This is a genomic window from Streptomyces sp. NPDC017202 (assembly GCF_044331705.1).
GTDB lineage: Bacteria > Actinomycetota > Actinomycetes > Streptomycetales > Streptomycetaceae > Streptomyces.
In genome coordinates this window covers 112,316-130,010 of record NZ_JBIRNP010000014.1, presented here as the reverse complement: position 1 = coordinate 130,010, position 17,695 = coordinate 112,316, and the positions used below count along the sequence as shown (strand labels likewise).

The 17,695-nt window shown below is 71.0% G+C and carries 14 protein-coding genes and 1 pseudogene; 5 read left to right on the top strand and 10 right to left on the bottom strand.

Translation table 11 applies throughout. The features are described from left to right. Nucleotides 1–317: 317 nt before the first annotated feature. Nucleotides 318–923, bottom strand: coding sequence for a helix-turn-helix transcriptional regulator (locus ACH4N1_RS25000; protein ID WP_398100229.1), 606 nt, complete (start codon nt 921–923; stop codon nt 318–320). A 96-nt stretch (nt 924–1,019) separates the two neighbouring features. Between ACH4N1_RS25000 and ACH4N1_RS24995 the strand changes: the two genes are divergently transcribed. The 3 genes and pseudogenes from ACH4N1_RS24995 to ACH4N1_RS24985 all read left to right on the top strand — a co-directional run. Next, nucleotides 1,020–1,724: an ABC transporter ATP-binding protein gene (locus tag ACH4N1_RS24995; RefSeq protein WP_398100227.1), complete on the top strand. Its 705-nt coding sequence runs from the start codon at nt 1,020–1,022 to the stop codon at nt 1,722–1,724. Then, complete coding sequence (locus tag ACH4N1_RS24990; protein WP_398100225.1) at nt 1,724–4,555, top strand: FtsX-like permease family protein; 2,832 nt, start codon at nt 1,724–1,726, stop codon at nt 4,553–4,555. The genes ACH4N1_RS24995 and ACH4N1_RS24990 overlap by 1 nt, the downstream gene beginning before the upstream one ends. Before the next feature lie 360 nt (nt 4,556–4,915). Beyond that, nucleotides 4,916–5,044, top strand: a pseudogene (locus ACH4N1_RS24985) (transcriptional regulator); the annotation flags it as partial. Between the two features lie 283 nt (nt 5,045–5,327). Here ACH4N1_RS24985 and ACH4N1_RS24980 read toward each other — a convergent pair. Together ACH4N1_RS24980 and ACH4N1_RS24975 are read right to left on the bottom strand one after the other, a co-directional pair. Beyond that, nucleotides 5,328–6,680, bottom strand: a complete 1,353-nt coding sequence (locus ACH4N1_RS24980) for a class I SAM-dependent RNA methyltransferase (protein ID WP_398100223.1) — start codon at nt 6,678–6,680, stop codon at nt 5,328–5,330. Between the two features lie 92 nt (nt 6,681–6,772). Next, on the bottom strand, nt 6,773–8,875 hold the full coding sequence (locus tag ACH4N1_RS24975) for an APC family permease (protein ID WP_398100222.1): 2,103 nt from the start codon (nt 8,873–8,875) through the stop codon (nt 6,773–6,775). Nucleotides 8,876–9,291: 416 nt separating this feature from the next. On the opposite strand from ACH4N1_RS24975, the gene ACH4N1_RS24970 reads away from it, so the two are divergent. Next, nucleotides 9,292–9,960 (top strand): TrkA family potassium uptake protein, encoded by a 669-nt coding sequence (locus tag ACH4N1_RS24970; protein WP_363090169.1) that lies wholly within the window; start codon nt 9,292–9,294, stop codon nt 9,958–9,960. Further along, nucleotides 9,960–10,637, top strand: a complete 678-nt coding sequence (locus ACH4N1_RS24965; protein WP_398100221.1) for a potassium channel family protein — start codon at nt 9,960–9,962, stop codon at nt 10,635–10,637. Before ACH4N1_RS24970 ends, ACH4N1_RS24965 begins: the two co-directional genes overlap by 1 nt. Nucleotides 10,638–10,814: 177 nt before the next feature. Here ACH4N1_RS24965 and ACH4N1_RS24960 read toward each other — a convergent pair whose 3' ends face one another. The 7 genes from ACH4N1_RS24960 to ACH4N1_RS24930 form a co-directional block, all read right to left on the bottom strand. Further along, nucleotides 10,815–11,570, bottom strand: a complete 756-nt coding sequence (locus ACH4N1_RS24960; RefSeq protein ID WP_382787764.1) for a DUF3159 domain-containing protein — start codon at nt 11,568–11,570, stop codon at nt 10,815–10,817. 3 nt (nt 11,571–11,573) lie between these two features. Beyond that, the gene (locus ACH4N1_RS24955) at nt 11,574–11,972 is read right to left on the bottom strand and encodes an OB-fold nucleic acid binding domain-containing protein (protein WP_358795597.1); all 399 of its coding nucleotides are present in this window, start codon (nt 11,970–11,972) and stop codon (nt 11,574–11,576) included. A 97-nt stretch (nt 11,973–12,069) separates the two neighbouring features. Next, nucleotides 12,070–12,783: a response regulator gene (locus ACH4N1_RS24950; RefSeq protein ID WP_398100220.1), complete on the bottom strand. Its 714-nt coding sequence runs from the start codon at nt 12,781–12,783 to the stop codon at nt 12,070–12,072. Then, the gene (locus ACH4N1_RS24945; protein WP_398100219.1) at nt 12,780–15,374 is read right to left on the bottom strand and encodes an ATP-binding protein; all 2,595 of its coding nucleotides are present in this window, start codon (nt 15,372–15,374) and stop codon (nt 12,780–12,782) included. Before ACH4N1_RS24945 ends, ACH4N1_RS24950 begins: the two co-directional genes overlap by 4 nt. Before the next feature lie 375 nt (nt 15,375–15,749). Then, nucleotides 15,750–16,514, bottom strand: coding sequence for a DUF3710 domain-containing protein (locus ACH4N1_RS24940; RefSeq protein ID WP_366062557.1), 765 nt, complete (start codon nt 16,512–16,514; stop codon nt 15,750–15,752). A gap of 1 nt (nt 16,515) precedes the next feature. Next, nucleotides 16,516–17,067, bottom strand: coding sequence for a dUTP diphosphatase (dut, locus tag ACH4N1_RS24935; RefSeq protein ID WP_398100217.1), 552 nt, complete (start codon nt 17,065–17,067; stop codon nt 16,516–16,518). Beyond that, the gene (locus ACH4N1_RS24930) at nt 17,064–17,648 is read right to left on the bottom strand and encodes a PaaI family thioesterase (protein WP_398100216.1); all 585 of its coding nucleotides are present in this window, start codon (nt 17,646–17,648) and stop codon (nt 17,064–17,066) included. The genes dut and ACH4N1_RS24930 overlap by 4 nt, the downstream gene beginning before the upstream one ends. Nucleotides 17,649–17,695 lie beyond the last annotated feature (47 nt).

Here is a 17,695-nt window from a genome sequence, read left to right as displayed (position 1 = left end):
CCGCCACACCCTGTAACCGCAGGTCAGGCGAGTTTGAACAAGCAGTGGGTCTACCCGACCCGCTGTACGGAGGAAAACAGGTCGAGCGGCCCACCTGGGCCACGCAACCGCAGGTCAGACGCCCTTTGCGGCAGGCTCCAGAATCGCCACGCACTCCACGTGGTGCGTCATCGGAAAGATGCCGGCTTGAGCGGGTCTCGGGAAAGGCCAGGTCAGAGGCCATTTCTCGGCTCGCTGTCCCGCCTGCGGGAGACCGGAGCGTCAAACGGGCGTAAACGGTCGACAGCCCATCCCCGCGCGTACGGCCGCCCCCTCTCTCATCCCGCCCTGCCCCTCGGGGCCTCGTCGGCGTCGCCCCGTGCCCGTGAGGGTGAGCGCTCCGGCGCCTGCGCGCCCTGTGCCGCGGCGAGCGGGCCCAGATGCTGTGCGGCGCTGTCCAGCAGTCCGAGGTCGGCCTTGGTGTGCGCGATGGCGGCGTCGATCAGGACGGCGACCAGCGGCTCGTCGGCGTGGGCGCGGCGCTGCTGCGCCAGGCCCGCGAGCTCGGACAGGTACGTCTGCCGCTGCGACTCGATCAGTGTGGCCAGGGCCTGCGGGCCCAGCGCGACAGCACCGAGGAGCTTCAGGAACAGCTCGTCGCGGAAGCCGCCGACACGCACCCAGGCGGTGGTCGCCCACGAGCGCAGCTCGGCCTCGCCCGCTTCGGTGAGTGTGTAGAGGTTCTTGTCGGGCCGGTCGGTCTGCGTGACCTGCGAGCGCGAGACATAGCCGTCACGGACCAGCCGTTCGAGGATCTGGTAGAGGTGACCGATGTTCAGACCGCCCCACTGCGGGCCGACGGCCTCCTCGAACCGGGCCTTGAGTTCGTATCCGTGATTCGGTCGCCGGGTCAGCAGCGCGAGCACGGCGTGGTGGAGCGGCATACACGTCCCTTCTACATTGTGACAACATACCCCTGAATTGTCGCAATGTATGGGCGGCGATGTACGTGCGCGATGTACGAGGGCGAGGCTGCATACATGGCTGTGAGCGTGACGTTGCGCGGGGTGAGCCGCCGGTATCCCGGCCTGACCGCTCTGGACGAGATCGACCTGGAGGTCGCGGCCGGCGAGGTGGTGATGCTGACGGGGCCGTCCGGCGCCGGCAAATCCACCGTCCTGCATGTGACGGGCGGCATGGACCAGCCCGACGAGGGGCACGTCGAGATCGACGGCACACCACTGATACCCCGGGACCTGGACCGTCACCGGCGGCGTGTCGGCTTCGTCTTCCAGCGCTTCCACCTGCTGCCCGCGCTGACCGCGCTGGACAATGTGCTCGCCCCGGTCCTGCCGCGCAGAGTGGACTTCGACCGGCGTGCGCGCGGCATGGAGCTGCTCGAAGCCGTCGGCCTGGGCCGGCGGGCCGACGCCCTGCCCTCGCAGTTGTCGGGCGGCCAGCAGCAACGCGTCGCCGTCGCACGCGCGTTGATCAACCGGCCGGGACTGTTACTGGCCGACGAGCCCACGGGCAACCTGGACAGCGTCATCGGGCGGGAGATCGTCGACCTGCTGATGTCGCTGCGCGAGCGCTACGGGATGACGATGCTGATCGCCACGCACGACGCCGAGGTCGCCGCGGGCGGCGACCGGGTGGTGCGACTGCAGGACGGCAGGATCACCTCGGACCAGCGGATCACACCGTCCGGCGACGTGCTGCACCGGCTGGGGGGCCTGCGCCCGTGATGGCGATGATTCTCGACCAGCTACGGCGGCGGCGCGGGCGCGCGCTGGCCCTGGCCGCCGGAATCCTGGTGGCGGCGACCAGTTTCACCCTGCTGACCGCGACGGTGAGCACGAGCCAGGCGACCACCGTGGGCACGGTACGGAAGAACGCACGCTCCGCGTACGACGTCCTGGTACGCCCGCCCGACTCGCAGACGGACGTGGAGCGGCAGAGCGGTCTGGTCACGCCGAACTTCCTGTCCGGCACGTTCGGCGGCATCACCGTCGACCAGTACCGGCGCATCCGCGGCATGGCCGGGATCGACGTGGCCGCACCGGTCGCCAACATCGGCTATCTCATGGTGGCGAGCACCGTCACGGTGGACGTGTCCCGCTTCCTGGACGGGAAGGCGTCCCGGCAGATCCTGCGCATCAGCCCTACGCTCACCTCCGGACTGGGCAGCTACCGCACCTCGGACGAGTACGTCTACCTCACCCGCTCCCCCCTGACGTCGGGATCGGAGTCGGACGGCCTCTTCGAGTCCGACACCCTGGAGACGGGTGCGGCCGACAAGAGCACCCAGCGGTACCGGATCAAAGGGAAGTACGACGTCTGCTTCTACTTCAACCAGGACAAGACCCAGCAGACCGAGTTCAACCTGGATCTGCCGTTGAAGCCGAACATCATCGCCGAGGACCTCAGGGACAGGTCGCCGTTCGACCCGGAGCTGAGTTCGCGGATGAACTGCCAGTCCGGTCAGGACAAGGCCACGATCGACGTTCCGGTCAGTTACCCCGTGCTGCTGGCCGCCATCGACCCGGTGGCCGAGGACCGGCTGGTGGGCCTGGGCGACACCATCGTCTCGGGCCGGATGCTCACCGAGCAGGACAAGCCGTGGAGGGTGTCGGGCGCCAAGAGCGTCCACGGACAGCACGACTCCTACATCCCGGCGCTGCTCAGCGACACCCCGCTGACCACCGGCACGCTCGACGCCACGGTCGAGCGGCTCGACGTCGGCGACCCGGCCGAGCTGCCCTCGAAACTGGGCAACCCGACAGCCGCCGGCTTCGTCCGAAACCTGCACGGCACCACGGTGGGCACGACCCGCGTCGACCTGGGCAAGGGCTACCGGAAGGCACTGACCGAGGACTCGTTCGACACCGGCAGCTACTGGACGGTCGGCCCGGTCACCTACCGCCGGACCCCCGACGGAGGCCTCGCCGCGCAGCCGCAGCCCCCGCAGAAGCCCAGCCTGTGGATCACCAACTCGAACCGGCAGCCGTTTCCCAACGTCCCCGAGGAGAACCACCAGGGCACCCAGTACCGGAAGGTGACCAGTCACGCCGCCACGAGCTGCATCGGACTGGGCAGGTGCGACGGCGTGGACTCCGGACGCCTGCCCAATCCCTTCGTCCACCTGGTCGGCCGCTACGACACCGGCAGACTGCCCGGCTTCTCACCCCTGTCCGACACCCCGCTGGAGACCTACCAGACGCCGCAGGTCACCGGTGCGGACAGCGCGACCCGAGCGAAGCTTCACGGCAAGCCCCTGCAGCCCGACCGCAACCTGGGCGGCTACGTCAGCCCGCCGCCCACCATGCTGACGACGATGGACTCCATCACCGCGCTCACCAAGAGCCGTCGGGTCCCGAGCCTCCAGGACAAGGCGCCGGTCAGCGCGATCAGGATCCGGGTGGCAGGAGTGACCGGCGTCGACACCGCCTCCCGGGCACGGGTGAACGCGGTGGCCGGGAAGATCCGGGCCACCTACCCCCGGCTCCAGGTCGACGTCACCGTCGGCAGCTCGCCTGCACCGCAGACGGTGGCACTGGGCGACTCGGCACAGGTGACGGAGCGTTGGGTCGCCAAGGGCGTGGCACTGCGCATTCTCCGGGCGGTGGACACCAAGAGCGCGGTGCTCTTCGTGCTGGTCCTCGTCGTGTGCGCACTCTTCCTCGGCCAGGCCGCGCTGGCTTCGGTGCGCTCACGTCGCACCGAGATCGGCACGCTGCGCTGCCTCGGCTGGAGCGGTGGCGAAGTACTCCGCCTGGTCCTCGGCGAACTGGCGCTGATCGGCCTCGCCGCCGGAGCCGTGGGCACGGTGCTCGCGTACGTGCTGGGCCGGGTGCTGGGCCAGCCCGAAGCCGGCGCCAAGTCGCTCCTCGTGCTCCCGGTGGCGCTCCTCCTGGCCACGGCGGCGGGCCTGATCCCCGCCTGGCTCGCCACCCGGCTGGGACCGATGGAAGCCGTCCGGCCCCCGGTGACGGCGGCCCGCCGCGCGCACCCGGTGCGTTCGGTGGCCGGACTGGCCATGCTCAACCTGCTGCGGGTGCGGGGCCGCACGCTGCTGGGTGCGACAGGGCTGGCGCTGGGAGTGGCCGCCTTCACCGTGCTGCTCGCCCTGACGCTGGCCTTCCGGGGCGAGGTGGCCGGGTCGCTGCTCGGCAGTGCCGTGGTGGCGCAGGCGCGCGAGGCCGACTACCTCAGCGTCGCTCTCTCCCTGCTGCTGGGCGCCGCCGGCGCCATCGACGTCCTGGTCATCTCGCAGCGCGAACGCGCCGCCGATCTCGCGGTGCTGCGGGCGACCGGCTGGACCAACCGCGAGCTGGCGAAGCTGACCCTCTACGAGGGAATCGGACTGGCTCTGCTGGGCGGCCTGTCCGGTGCGGTGGCCGGTCTGGCCGGGGTGCTGACCCTCGGCCGGGGCGTGCTGCACGGTCACCTGTTCCCGGTCGCCGGCGCCGCGCTGCTGGCCACGCTCGCGGCGACCGCCCTGGTGGTGGCGGCTCTGACGGTGCCGATCCGGGGGCTGTCCCGGATCGCCCCCGCCCACCTGCTCGCCGCCGACTGAGCCGAGCCGCCGCCACCGCCGGCGGCTTCGCCGGCGGCTTCGCCGGCGGCTTCGCCGGCGGCTTCGTACAGCGGAAGACCCCGGCCGTGTTCACGGGCCGGGGTCTTCCGCTGTCGACGGACGTCCGCGGTCGTGCCCTCCCCTGTCAGCGACAGCCCTCCGCATCGGCTCACGTCGCCGGACACTCATCGGTGGATCCGTTGCCGAGGAGGGCCGCCGGCCAACAGACGCCCACCCGCACGGCATGTCGGACCGGGGTGAACGAGCCGCCCGCGGGCTCGGACCTGTCGCCCGCCACCCGCCGGGTACGGCCGGGAGCCCATGGCCCCGGCGTAAGCGCCGCACCGTGGGCACGAAGATCCGGTCGTCGGCGAACTGGTCCTGGACCGGGACACGCTCACCGCCAGCACCGATCCCCACCAGCACCTGACCGTCTGGACCGGCGCCCCGGGCTCCCCCGCCCACGAGCGGCTGCGCCTCCTGGCTTCCGTGCCTCGCACACGCCTCCCTCCGGCGCCTTGGCGTGGAGACGATCGAATCAGGACGCATACACAACCTGACACCTCATCAGATCGAGCGTCGCATGAGCGTCACGGCTGCTCCGCGCGAACCCGGCGAAGCTCGGGGGCACCCCGTGCCGGCCATTCCGGCGATGATCGGAACCCCAGGTCCAGGACCAGTTCGCCGACGCGTGGCGTGCTCCACCTCCTGCACTTCGGGAAACAGGTCGAGCACACCCGACCGCACCGGAGCGGCCTAGGAAAACCGCAGGTCAGAGCCCCTTTGCGGCAGGCTCCAGAATCGCCACGCACTCCACGTGGTGCGTCATCGGGAACAGATCGAACGCCCGCAGGGTCCGCACCCGGTACCCCCCGTCGCGGAAGTACGCCAGGTCGCGGGCCAGCGCGGCCGGGTCACAGGCCACGTAGGCGATCTTCCGTGCGCCCAGGGAGGAGAGGTGCTGGACCGTCCTGCGTCCGGCGCCCGCCCGCGGCGGGTCGAGGACGATGAGGTCGACCTCGCTGATGCCCGTCCGCGGGAGCACGCTCTCCACCTTGCCCTGCTCGATACGCACACGGTCGAAGCCGGCGAGGTTGTGCCGGGCGTCCTCGACGGCGCGCTTGCCGGACTCGATGCCGAGGACCGCGCCCTTGTCGCCGATGCGGTCGGCGAGGGCGCCCGCGAAGAGGCCGACGCCGCAGTACAGGTCGAGCGCCATGTCGCCCTTGCGCGGCAGCAGACCCTGCATGACCGCCTTGACGAGGGTGTCGGCGGCCTGCGGGTGGACCTGCCAGAAGCCGCCGCTGCCGACGCGGTAGGTCCGGCCGTCGGCGCGCTCGCGCACGAACGCGCGGCCGTGGACGCGGTGGATGCCGCCGTCGTGCTCCTCGACGCGCATGACGGAGACGGGCCGGTCGAGCTCGACGAGGGGGAGGCGGGCGCCGGGCCGGGGTTCGAGGATCACCATGCGGTCCTGGGAGCCGGTCGCGGCGATGGCGTCGACGGACGCCATCCCGGACCAGTCGCGGCTCTCGATGCCCAGCTCGCTGACGCCGGGCGCCGCGATCATGCAGTGCTCGACGGGCTCGACCTCGTGGGAGCGGTGGCGCCGCAGTCCGGCGTTGCCGTCGGCGTCGACCGCGTACTGCACGCGCGTCCGCCACTGCGGCACCTGGCCGGCGGGCAGCTTGTCGCCCTCGGCCGGCATCACCGTGCCGTCCCAGCCGGCCTCCTCGGGCGTGAGGCCCGCGAGCCGCTTCAGCTGCTCGGCGATCACCTCGCCCTTGAGGCGGCGCTGGGCGCCCGGCTTGGCGTGCTGCCAGTCGCAGCCGCCGCAGCGGCCGGGTCCGGCGTACGGGCAGGGCGCCTCGACGCGGTCCTTGGACGCCTCCAGCACCCGCACCGCGTCCGCGCGCAGGAACCGGGCCCCCTCCTCGCCGTCGGTCACCCGGGCCACGACCCGCTCGCCGGGAAGCGTGTGCCGGACGAACAGCACCTGTCCCCCGTCGGTACGGGCGATGCAGTGCCCGCCGTGCGCGACGGGGCCGACCTCGACCTCGTACTCCTCGCCGACCAGCGACCTCGCCTGCGGGTCCGCCTGCGACTTCTTCGTTTCTGCCTGCATGGCGGGATGACTCCACTACGTCGAACGAGGTACGGCCGGACAACAGCCCACCAGTCTACGTGGCTGTCGTCCGGCCGCTCACCATGAGCAGGTCAGGCCTGCGGGCCCGCGGGGCCCTCGCCCGGCGCACCCGGGGAGTCGGCGGAACCCGTGCCCGACGGCTCCTTCGCGCGCCCCTCGTGGACCGGGCCGCGCCGTACGGAACCGGGGGCGTTCCAGTCCTGCCGCCTGCGGGCCCGCTTCTTGGCCACCTCGGAGGACTGGAGCTGGTAGGGCACCGAGGTCACCATCACGCCGGGCGTGAACAGCAGCCGGCCCTTGAGGCGGAGGGCGCTCTGGTTGTGCAGCAGTTGCTCGTACCAGTGACCGACCACGTACTCGGGGATGATCACCGACACGGCGTCCCGCGGCGACTCCCGGCGCAGGCTCTTGACGTACTCGATGACCGGCCGCGTGACCTCGCGGTAGGGCGAGTCCAGGACCTTCAGCGGTACGTCGATGGCGCGCCGTTCCCACTCCGCGCGCAGCGCCTTCGTCTCGGCCGGGTCGACGTTGACGGTGAGCGCCTCCAGGGTGTCGGAACGCATCAGCTTGGCGTAGGCCAGGGCGCGCAGCGTCGGCCGGTGGATCTTGGAGATCAGCAGCAGGGAGTGCACGCGCGAGGGGCGGACGCTGTCGTCGCTGGGGCCCTCGGGTGCGGCGAGTTCCTCGGAGACGCCGTCGTAGTGGCGGCGGATCACGGTCATCGTGCCGTAGAAGATCACCATGCCGAGCAGGGCGACCCAGGCACCGTGGGTGAACTTCGTGATGAGGACGACCACCAGGACGAGGCCGGTGAAGAACGCGCCGAAGGTGTTGATCGCCCGGGAGCGGACCATGTGGCGGCGCTTGGCCGGATCGGTCTCGGTCGCCAGGTGGCGGTTCCAGTGCCGGACCATGCCGGTCTGGCTGAGCGTGAAGGAGACGAAGACGCCGACGATGTACAGCTGGATCAGCCGCGTGGAGTCGGCGCCGTACACGATGATCAGCAGGCTCGCCGCGCCCGCGAGGAGAACGATGCCGTTGGAGAACGCCAGGCGGTCGCCGCGGGTGTGCAGTTGGCGGGGCAGGTAGCGGTCCTGGGCGAGGATCGAGCCGAGCACCGGGAAACCGTTGTAGGCGGTGTTGGCCGCGAGGAACAGCACCAGCGCGGTCGCCGCGGCGAGCACGAGGAAGAGGAAGCTGCCCTTGCCGAAGACGGCCTCGGCGACCTGGGTGATCACCGGGTTCTGGACGTAGTCGGCGCCGACCGCGACACCGTTGTTGAGCAGGTCGGCGGCCGGGTGCTCGGCCATGCGGACGTCGGTGACCAGGGCCAGCACGATGATCCCGCAGAACATCGTGACGGCCAGCAGACCCATCGCGGCCAGGGTCGTCGCCGCGTTCCTGGACTTGGGCTTGCGGAAGGCGGGCACGCCGTTGGAGATCGCCTCGACGCCGGTGAGCGCCGCGCATCCGGAGGAGAAGGCCCGCAGCATGAGGAAGAGCAGGGCGAAGCCGGCGAGGCCCTCGTGCTCGGGCTTGATCGTGTAGTCGGCGGTGGGCGCGCGCATGGTGTCGTCCAGGACCAGTCCCCGGAAGGCGCCCCACGCGATCATGATGAAGACGCCCGCGACGAACACGTACGTCGGAATGGCGAAGAGCTTGCCGGACTCCTTGACGCCGCGCAGGTTCATCAGCGTCAACAGCACGACGACGGCGACCGCGCAGGCCACCTTGTGCTCGACGACGAACGGGATCGCGGAGCCGAGGTTCTCGATGCCCGAGGCGATGGACACCGCGACGGTCAGGACGTAGTCGACGAGCAGGGCGCTCGCCACGGTCAGACCGGCCTTGGCGCCGAGGTTGGTGGTGGCCACCTCGTAGTCGCCGCCGCCGCTCGGGTAGGCGTGGACGTTCTGCCGGTAGGAGGCGACCACCGTGAACATCAGTACGACGACCGCGAGCGCGATCCACGGGCTGAAGTGGTACGCCGACACGCCCGCGATGGACAGGACCAGCAGGACTTCCCCGGGCGCGTAGGCCACGGAGGACAGCGGGTCGGAAGCGAAGACGGGCAGGGCGATGCGCTTCGGCAGGAGCGTTTCCCCGAGCCGATCACTGCGCAGTGCGCGCCCGATCAGGATCCGTTTGGGCACGTCGGTCAGTTTGGACACAACTGAGCATCGTAGGCCTTCGAACAGGGGACCGCCCACTCTCCCCCGGGGTCAGCCGGGTGATACCGCGTCCCTGCCGCCCCATGGACACTCTCCGTCTGCCTCACGGGTGAAATCGGCCACGGCGCGGCTGCGGATTCCGCGGCCGTCCCGACCCCCATGCCTATATGACAATTCCCCTTCCCTGCCGCCCTCTGGAGGTTCCATGCACACGACCGCGGAGCTGATCGGCGCCGCCGGCACCCTGGTCGGCCTCGGAATCCTCACCCTGTTCAGCCTGTGGAGCATCAGCCGTCGCTGACGCCGGGAACCGTGCACGGGGGTGCCCCCCCGCGGACCGCGCGTGTGTAGCTTGGTCGGCGGTCTGAGACCCTGTTACAGCCAAGCCGGCAACATTTGACCTCGGAAGGACGGTCGTGCACATCGTCATCATGGGCTGCGGCAGAGTGGGTTCCGCTCTCGCCCAGACCCTGGAGCAGCAGGGGCACACGGTCGCCGTGATCGACCAGGACCCCACCGCCTTCCGACGTCTTGGCTCCTCGTTCGGCGGCCGCCGGGTCACCGGGGTCGGCTTCGACCAGGACACCCTGCGCGAAGCGGGCATCGAGGAGGCCGGGGCCTTCGCCGCCGTCTCCAGCGGCGACAACTCCAACATCATCGCCGCCCGCGTGGCCCGCGAGATGTTCGGCATCGAGAACGTCGCCGCCCGCATCTACGACCCCCGCCGCGCCGAGGTCTACCAGCGCCTGGGCATCCCGACGGTGGCCACGGTCCGCTGGACCGCCGACCAGATGCTGCGCCGGCTTCTTCCCTCGGGTTCCGAGCCGCTGTGGCGCGACCCCACCGGCGGCGTCCAGCTGGCCGAGGTGCACGCCTCCGCCGCCTGGGTCGGACACAAGATCAGCAAGCTTCAGGAGGAGACGGGCGTGCGCGTGGCGTTCCTGACCCGCCTCGGTGAAGCGATCCTGCCCACCTCGCAGACGGTTCTGCAGGAGGGCGATCTGGTGCACGTGATGATGCGCACCGACGACGTGGAGAAGGTCGAAGCCGCGTTCGCCGAGGGCCCGAAGGAGGACGGTCACTGATGAGGGTCGCCATTGCCGGAGCCGGCGCAGTCGGCCGCTCGATCGCGGGCGAGCTGCTGGAGAACGGCCACGAGGTCCTGCTGGTCGACAAGGCGCCGACCGCCATCTCGGTCGAGCGCGTCCCGCAGGCGGAGTGGCTGCTGGCCGACGCCTGCGAGATCACCTCCCTCGACGAGGCGGCCCTCCAGCGCTGCAACGTCGTGATCGCCGCGACCGGCGACGACAAGGTCAACCTGGTCGTCTCCCTGCTCGCCAAGACGGAGTACGGCGTACCGCGCGTCGTCGCCCGCGTGAACAACCCGAAGAACGAGTGGCTCTTCAACGAGTCCTGGGGCGTGGACGTCGCCGTCTCCACGCCGCGTCTGATGTCCGCCCTGGTGGAGGAGGCGGTCAGCGTCGGCGACCTGGTCCGCCTGCTCCGCTTCAGTCACGGCGACGCCAACCTCGTCGAACTGACCCTCCCCGAGGAGTCGGCCCTGGCCGGCACCCAGGTCGGTGACGTGGAGTGGCCCGAGGACACCTCCCTGGTCACGATCATCCGCGGCACCCGCGTCCTCACCCCGTCCCGCGAGGACTCCCTGGAAGCAGGCGACGAACTCCTGTTCGTGGCAGCCCAGGCCCAGGAGGAACAGTTGGAGGACCTGTTGTCGGTCCGCCGCGAGGACATCAACGGCTGACCCTGCCCTCCCGCCCGGGCGCGACGCCGACCCTGCCGCGGCCGTTCGGTGTCCGGGCGACGGCCCGTGGACCTGTGGACAGCAGCGTTCGGAGAGGGAAGCGGGGGTCTGGGGGGGGCGGCAGCTCCCAGGGACGGGAGGGGAAGGGGCGGCGGGGGCGAGAAACCCCCGCCGGAACTACCCGTCCCGCCGGTGCCGCGGGCCGGCCTCCGCCGACTCGTGCGAGGCCCCGGCCGCCCTCGCCTCCGCCGCCTTCTCCTCCGCCTCCATCTCGGCGAAGACGTCGATCGGCGCGGGCGCCTTCGCCAGGAAGACCCACGTCAGCCAGACGGCCAGCAGGAACGGCGGGATCTTCAGCGCGATCAGTACCCAGCCCAGCTGCGTGGTGTCGGCCCACCAGTACAGCGGGAAGAGAATCGCGCACTTGGCGAGGAGAATCAGGCCCCAGGCGTAACTGGCCTTCGCATACGCCTTCTTGCGGCCGGGGTTGCGGGTACGCCAGGAGAGGTTCTCCTTGAACACCGGCCCGAGGATCAGCCCGAGCAGCGGCATCCCGCACAGGGTCGAGACGATGTACGCCAGCGACAGCCCCAGCGTGTAGAGCATGCCGGGCAGGTAGAAGTCCTTCGCGTTGCCCGTCATCATCGCGAACACGACACCGAAGGCGACGCCGAAGACACCGCTGAAGGCGTGCTTCACGGTGTCCTTCATGGCCAGGCGGACCACGACCAGGACCAACGACACCGCCAGTGCGGCGATCGCCGACATGTGCAGATCTTTGTTGATCGTGTAGATCGTGACGAACAGCAGGCCGGGCACCACCGTCTCGACCATGCCCCGCACCCCGCCGAACGCCTCGAACAGCGCGGCCTCCGTCACCGCCCGGGCGTCGTCCTGCTGAGTGTCTTCGGTCGGCTTGTCGAGCGACGTCACCGGCTACTCCCTACCAAGGGGTCTCAGTTCGTACTTGGGGTTGAACAGCACCCGGCGGCCCCGGCTCATCGAGATCCGGCCCGATGCTATGAGCCTGCGCCCCGGCTCTATACCCACGATGGAGCGTCTGCCCAGCCACACCACGTCCAGCGCGGCGGAGCCGTCGAACAGCTCGGCCTCCAGGGCCGGGACTCCGGCCCGCGGTCGCAGGGTGACCGTGCGCAAGGTACCAGTAACCGTGACTATCTGGCGGTCCTGGCAGTCTCCGATCCGCGTACAGCCGGCGGTCTCGGCATCCTCCCGCAGCTCCTCGGACTCCAGGTCCTCCTGCGAGGAGGAGAGCCGATCGAGCATGCGCCGGAACCGGCCCACCGGCTTCTCGGAACGAGGAACAGCACTCATATCTGAAGGGTACCGGGAGGCACCACCGGGCCCGTACCCGCGTTCCGACGCCCGCCTTCACCCCCGCACCCCGCCCCGCCCCCGGACCTGCTGCGGCTCACTTCTCGAACCGGTACCCCATCCCCGGCTCCGTGATGAAGTGCCGGGGATGCGACGGATCCGCCTCCAGCTTCCTGCGCAGCTGCGCCATGTAGACCCGCAGGTAGTTCGTCTCCGTCCCGTACGACGGGCCCCACACCTCCTGGAGCAGTTGCTTCTGGCCGACCAGGCGGCCGGTGTTGCGCACCAGCACCTCCAGCAGGTGCCACTCGGTGGGCGTGAGCCGTACGTCCTTGCCGTCCCGGCCGACCTTCTTGGCGCCCAGGTCGACCGTGAACGCGTCGGTCTCGACCAAGGCCTCCGACTCCGCCCCGCCCGCGGGTTCGGCACGGCGGACGGCGGCCCGCAGCCGAGCCAGCAGCTCGTCCATGCCGAAGGGCTTGGTGACGTAGTCGTCGGCGCCCGCGTCGAGCGCCTCGACCTTCTCGTCCGAGGAGTGCCGGGCGGACAGCACCAGGATCGGCACCCGGGTCCAGCCGCGCAGGCCCCTGATCACCTCGACGCCGTCCATGTCGGGCAGCCCCAGGTCGAGCACGATCACGTCCGGGTGGCGGGCGGCGGCGAGCCGGAGGGCGGCGGTCCCGTCATGAGCCGCGTCGACCTCGTAACCGCGGGCCTTGAGGTTGATCACGAGGGCGCGCACGATCTGGGGTTCGTCGTCGATCACGAGCACCCTCGTGGGGCTCTGGGCGGTGCCCCCGGTCGAGCTCATGACGCCTGCCTCTCGGTTGGTGCGGGGTGGTCCGGGAAGGGGCCGGCGGTGGGGGGTACGAGGTCCGTGGACCTCCCCGGCCGGGCCTCGCCCCGGTCCTCGGCCGCACGCACGGTGAGCACCATGGTCAGTCCCCCGCCCGGGGTGTCCTCGGCGTGGAGCGTCCCGCCCATCGCCTCGGCGAAGCCGCGCGCGACCGCGAGGCCCAGGCCCACCCCCGCTCCGCGCGGAGCGTCACCGTACCGCTGGAAGGGCTCGAAGATCCGTTCCTTGGCCTCGTCCGGGACACCCGGCCCACGGTCGACGACCCGGACCTCGACCCGGTCGGCGAGCACGCTGGCGGCGACCAGCACGGGGACTCCGTCCGCGCTGTACTTCACCGCGTTCTCGACCAGGTTGGCGACCGACCGCTCCAGCAGCCCGGCGTCCACGGCGACCATCGGCAGCGTCTCCGGGATGTCCAGCGCCACACTGTCCTCCGGAACACCGCCGAGCGCCATCGGCACCACTTCGTCCAGGTCGGTCTCCCGGATGATCGGGGTGACCGTGCCGGTCTGGAGCCGGGACATGTCCAGGAGGTTCCCGACCAGGTGGTCGAGCCGGTCGGCGCCGTCCTCGATGCCCTCGAGCAGCTCCGCCCGGTCCTCCTCGGACCAGGCCACGTCGTCGGATCTGAGACTGGACACCGCCGCCTTGATCCCGGCCAGCGGGGTGCGCAGGTCGTGGCTGACGGCGGCCAGCAGTGCCGTACGGATGCGGTTGCCCTCGGCGAGCGCGCGGGCCCGGTCGGCCTCCTCCTGGAGGCGCCGCCGGTCCAGTACGACGGCCGCCTGCGCGGCGAAGGCGGCCAGCACCCGCCGGTCCTCAGCGGGCAGCAGCCGCCCGGTGAGCGCCAGCGCCAGACGGTCCCCGACGGGCACGTCCACATCGGCGTCCTCGGGCCGCCCCACGGGTCGCCCCGTGCCGGCCCGGCCCGCGCAGATCCAGGGCGCCGTGTCGTCCGCGCGCTCCAGCAGGGCCGCGGACTCCATGCCGAAGGTCTCCCGGACCCGTTCGAGCAGCGCCTCCAGACTGGTCTCGCCGCGCAGCACATTGCCCGCCAGATAGGAGAGGATCTCCGACTCCGCCCGCAGCCTGGCCGCCTGATGCGTGCGCCGGGCGGCCAGGTCGACCACCGACGCCACGGACACCGCGACCCCGACGAAGATCACGATGGCGACGATGTTCTTCGGGTCGGCGATGGTCCAGCGGTGCAGGGGCGGTGTGTAGAAGTAGTTCAGCAGCAGGGAGCCCAGGGCCGCCGAGGCCAGCGCGGGCAGCAGGCCGCCGAGCAGCGCCGCCGCCACCGTCACCGTCAGGAACAGCAGCATGTCGTTGGCGAGGCCGAGGTGGACCGCGCTGAGCAGCACCGCCATCAGCGCGGGACCGGCCAGCCCGACCGCCCAGCCCCAGCTGATCCGGGCCCGCCCGAGCCGGGCGCCCCGGGTCACCGGCAGCCCCCGCCCCTTGGCCGCCTCCTCGTGGGTGACGATGTGCACGTCGAGATCGGGTCCCGACTCGCGGGCGACGGTGGCACCGACGCCGGGTCCAAGCACGTACTGCCAGGCCCTGCGGCGGGAGGAGCCGAGGACGATCTGGGTGGCGTTGGCGCCCCGGGCGAAGTCGAGCAGCGCGGCCGGGATGTCGTCGCCGACGACATGGTGGAAGGTGCCGCCGAGGTCCTCCACGAGCGTGCGCTGGACCGCCAGTTCCTTGGGTGAGGCGGAGGTCAGGCCGTCGCTGCCGGCGATGTAGACGGCCAGGACCTCTCCGCCGGCGCCCTTCTCCGCGAGCCGGGCCGCGCGCCGGATCAGCGTCCGCCCCTCCGGGCCGCCGGTCAGTCCGACCACGATCCGCTCCCGCGACCCCCAGATCGCCGACACCCGGTGCTCGCTGCGGTACTGCTTCAGATACTCGTCGACCCGGTCGGCGACCCACAGCAGGGCCAGCTCGCGCAGGGCGGTGAGGTTGCCCGGCCGGAAGTAGTTCGACAGGGCGGCGTCGACCTTGTCCGGTGAGTAGACGTTGCCGTGCGCCATGCGGCGCCGAAGGGCCTGCGGCGACATGTCGACCAGCTCGATCTCGTCGGCGCGGCGCACGAACTCGTCCGGGACCCTCTCCTGCTGCCGCACCCCTGTGATCGACTCCACGACGTCACCGAGGGACTCCAGATGCTGGATGTTGACCGTGGAGATCACGTCGACGCCCGCGGCCAGCAGTTCCTCCACGTCCTGCCAGCGCTTGGTGTTGCGCGACCCCGGAACGTTGGTGTGGGCCAGCTCGTCCACCAGGGCGACCCGGGGGCCGCGGGCGAGCACCGCGTCCACGTCCATCTCGGTGAAGGCGCCGCCCCGGTACTCCAGCCGTCGGCGGGTGATCTCCTCCAGGCCGTGCAGCATCACCTCGGTGCGCGGCCGGTCGTGGTGCTCGACGAAAGCCACCACGCAGTCCGTGCCCCGCTCCACGCGGCGGTGGGCCTCGGACAGCATCGCGTAGGTCTTGCCCACTCCCGGTGCCGCGCCGAGGTAGATCCGAAGCTTGCCGCGCGCCATGGCCTCATTGTCTTCCGGTGTCTCCTGCGTGCACAGCGTCGACCTTACGGCCAACGAAACGGACAAAGGGGGCGAGAGGGAGGGCGCGGGACCGCTTTGACGCAACCCTGACGCGGTGGACTCTCCGCAGGTCGACCCGGCCATACACCCTCCCCCTCACTCCCCCGCCGTTCCCCTCACCGCTACGAGGAATGCGGGTCCACGCACAACGACTCCGTTCTCGTACATGAACACAGAGTGCCCTCGTGAACCAGGCGTTGAGCGGAGACCGTAGGTACAGACCAATGAGCCGTCAAGGGTGCGCGCGCACGGAACAGGGCCGCACCCCGTCAAGGGTGCGGCCCTGTTCCGTACGACTGTGACGCGGTACGGCTGCTAGCGGACCTCGGTGATCTCCGGTCCCCGCTGCAACTGACCCATGCCCCCGGAGAAGCGGGACCCCGCGTCCTCCTGCTGGACGCTCTCCGGAACCATCTGGGCGTCGTTGGGCAGCTTCAGGACGATCGGGTCGCGAGGCGCCATCGGGCCCTCACCGCGGACCACGACGGTGTCCCGGAAGATCTGCTCCAGCAGGCCGGCGGCCTGCGGCTGCACCGCGCCCTGACCGGAGATCACGCCGCGCAGGAACCAGCGGGGACCGTCCACGCCGACGAACCGCACGACGTGGAAACCGCTCGTGCCGTCCGGCAGCTGCACCGGCACCTGCGCCCGCAGCTCCCAGCCCAGCGGGCCCTCGACCTCGTCGATGATGCCGCCCTGCTGGGTGATGCCGGAGGCGATCTCCTCGCGCACCTCGCCCCAGATGCCCTCGCGCTTGGGGGCGGCGAAGGCCTGGAGCTGGATGGCGCTGTCGCGCAGGACGACGGTCGCCGCGACGATCGCGTCGCCCGCGACCTCCACCCGCAGCTCCATGCCGTCGACTCCGGGCACGAAGAGGCCACCCAGGTCCACGCGGCCCTCGGCGGGGTCGCGCACCTCCGAGCTGTCCCAGGGACCGTCGGGCCTCGGCTCCGGCTCCAGCCTCACGCGCTCGCGCCCGCCCTCAGCCTCGTCCGCCTCAGTGTCGACACTGTCGACGACCTGCTCGGCCTCGCCGGCCGCGTCCTCGGCGGCACCCTTCTTCTTGCGACGTCCGAACACGTCACTGTCCTTCCCGGTCGGATACGACCGAAGCGTATCGATTCCCACCCGTCGCGCCGCCCACGGCGGCTTGACCGTCTGTGCCGCTTCCGCCGTCCACGGCGGCGTGGCCACCGGTGGACCCGAAGCCCCCCTCGGCCCGCGCCGAGTCGGGAAGTTCCGCGACCTCCTGGAAGCGGACCCTCTCGACCTGCTGGACAACCAGTTGGGCAATCCGGTCGAAGCGCTCGAACCGCACGGACTCGCGCGGGTCGAGATTCACCACGATCACCTTGATCTCCCCACGGTACCCGGCATCAACCGTCCCCGGGGCATTCACGAGAGCGACGCCGCATCGGGCGGCGAGCCCCGACCGGGGGTGCACGAAGGCCGCGTACCCCTCGGGCAGCGCGACGGACACCCCCGTGGGCAGTACGGCCCGCTCCCCCGGCGCCAGTTCACGGCTCTCGGTGGTCCGCAGATCGGCCCCCGCGTCACCGGGATGCGCGTACGCCGGAAGCGGTACGTCGGGATCGACGCGCCGGACCAGCACGGGCACGGGTTCACGGCTCACGGGTTCACCTCGAAGGCACGGCCGCGCCGGACCTGGTCCGGGTCGCTCATGGCGGCGTCGATCTCCTCCCGGCGGCCGTGCTGGACGAAGTGCTTGACCTGGACCTCGACGAAGAGCGCGTCGGCACGGACGGCGACGGGCCCCTCGGGGCCTCCGATACGGCCGGTGGCCGTGGAGTAGATCTTCCGTCCGGCCACGGCCGTCACCTCGGCCTCCAGGTACAACGTCGTACCGACGGGGACGGGCCGCACGAAGTCGGTCTCCAGCCGTCCGGTCACGGCGATCGTCCGCAGCAGCCAGTTCAGCGAACCGAGCGTCTCGTCGAGCGCGGTGGCCAGCACCCCGCCATGCGCCAGACCCGGCGCTCCCTGATGAGCGGGCTGCACGGTGAACTCCGCGGTGACGGTCACTCCCTCACCGGCCCGCGCCTCCAGGTGCAGCCCGTGCGACTGCCCGCCGCCACATCCGAAACACTGTTCGTAGTGTGCGCCGAGGAGCTCGCCGGGCGCGGGCGCGTCGGGGTGCCGGACCGGTTCGACGGCGCCGGCCGGAGGCTCAAGAGCTGCGGAAGTACCACTCACAGCCGCAGACCTTACCCGCCCTCCCGCCACCCACCACCACCCCGACC

Bases quoted from the DNA above. Each gene is read 5' to 3' on its own strand.
- ACH4N1_RS25000 (WP_398100229.1), bottom strand. From the start codon at position 923: ATGCCGCTCCACCACGCCGTGCTCGCGCTGCTGACCCGGCGACCGAAT.
- ACH4N1_RS24995 (WP_398100227.1), top strand. From the start codon at position 1,020: ATGGCTGTGAGCGTGACGTTGCGCGGGGTGAGCCGCCGGTATCCCGGC.
- ACH4N1_RS24990 (WP_398100225.1), top strand. From the start codon at position 1,724: ATGGCGATGATTCTCGACCAGCTACGGCGGCGGCGCGGGCGCGCGCTG.
- ACH4N1_RS24980 (WP_398100223.1), bottom strand. From the start codon at position 6,680: ATGCAGGCAGAAACGAAGAAGTCGCAGGCGGACCCGCAGGCGAGGTCG.
- ACH4N1_RS24965 (WP_398100221.1), top strand. From the start codon at position 9,960: ATGAGGGTCGCCATTGCCGGAGCCGGCGCAGTCGGCCGCTCGATCGCG.
- ACH4N1_RS24955 (WP_358795597.1), bottom strand. From the start codon at position 11,972: ATGAGTGCTGTTCCTCGTTCCGAGAAGCCGGTGGGCCGGTTCCGGCGC.
- ACH4N1_RS24950 (WP_398100220.1), bottom strand. From the start codon at position 12,783: ATGAGCTCGACCGGGGGCACCGCCCAGAGCCCCACGAGGGTGCTCGTG.
- ACH4N1_RS24945 (WP_398100219.1), bottom strand. From the start codon at position 15,374: ATGGCGCGCGGCAAGCTTCGGATCTACCTCGGCGCGGCACCGGGAGTG.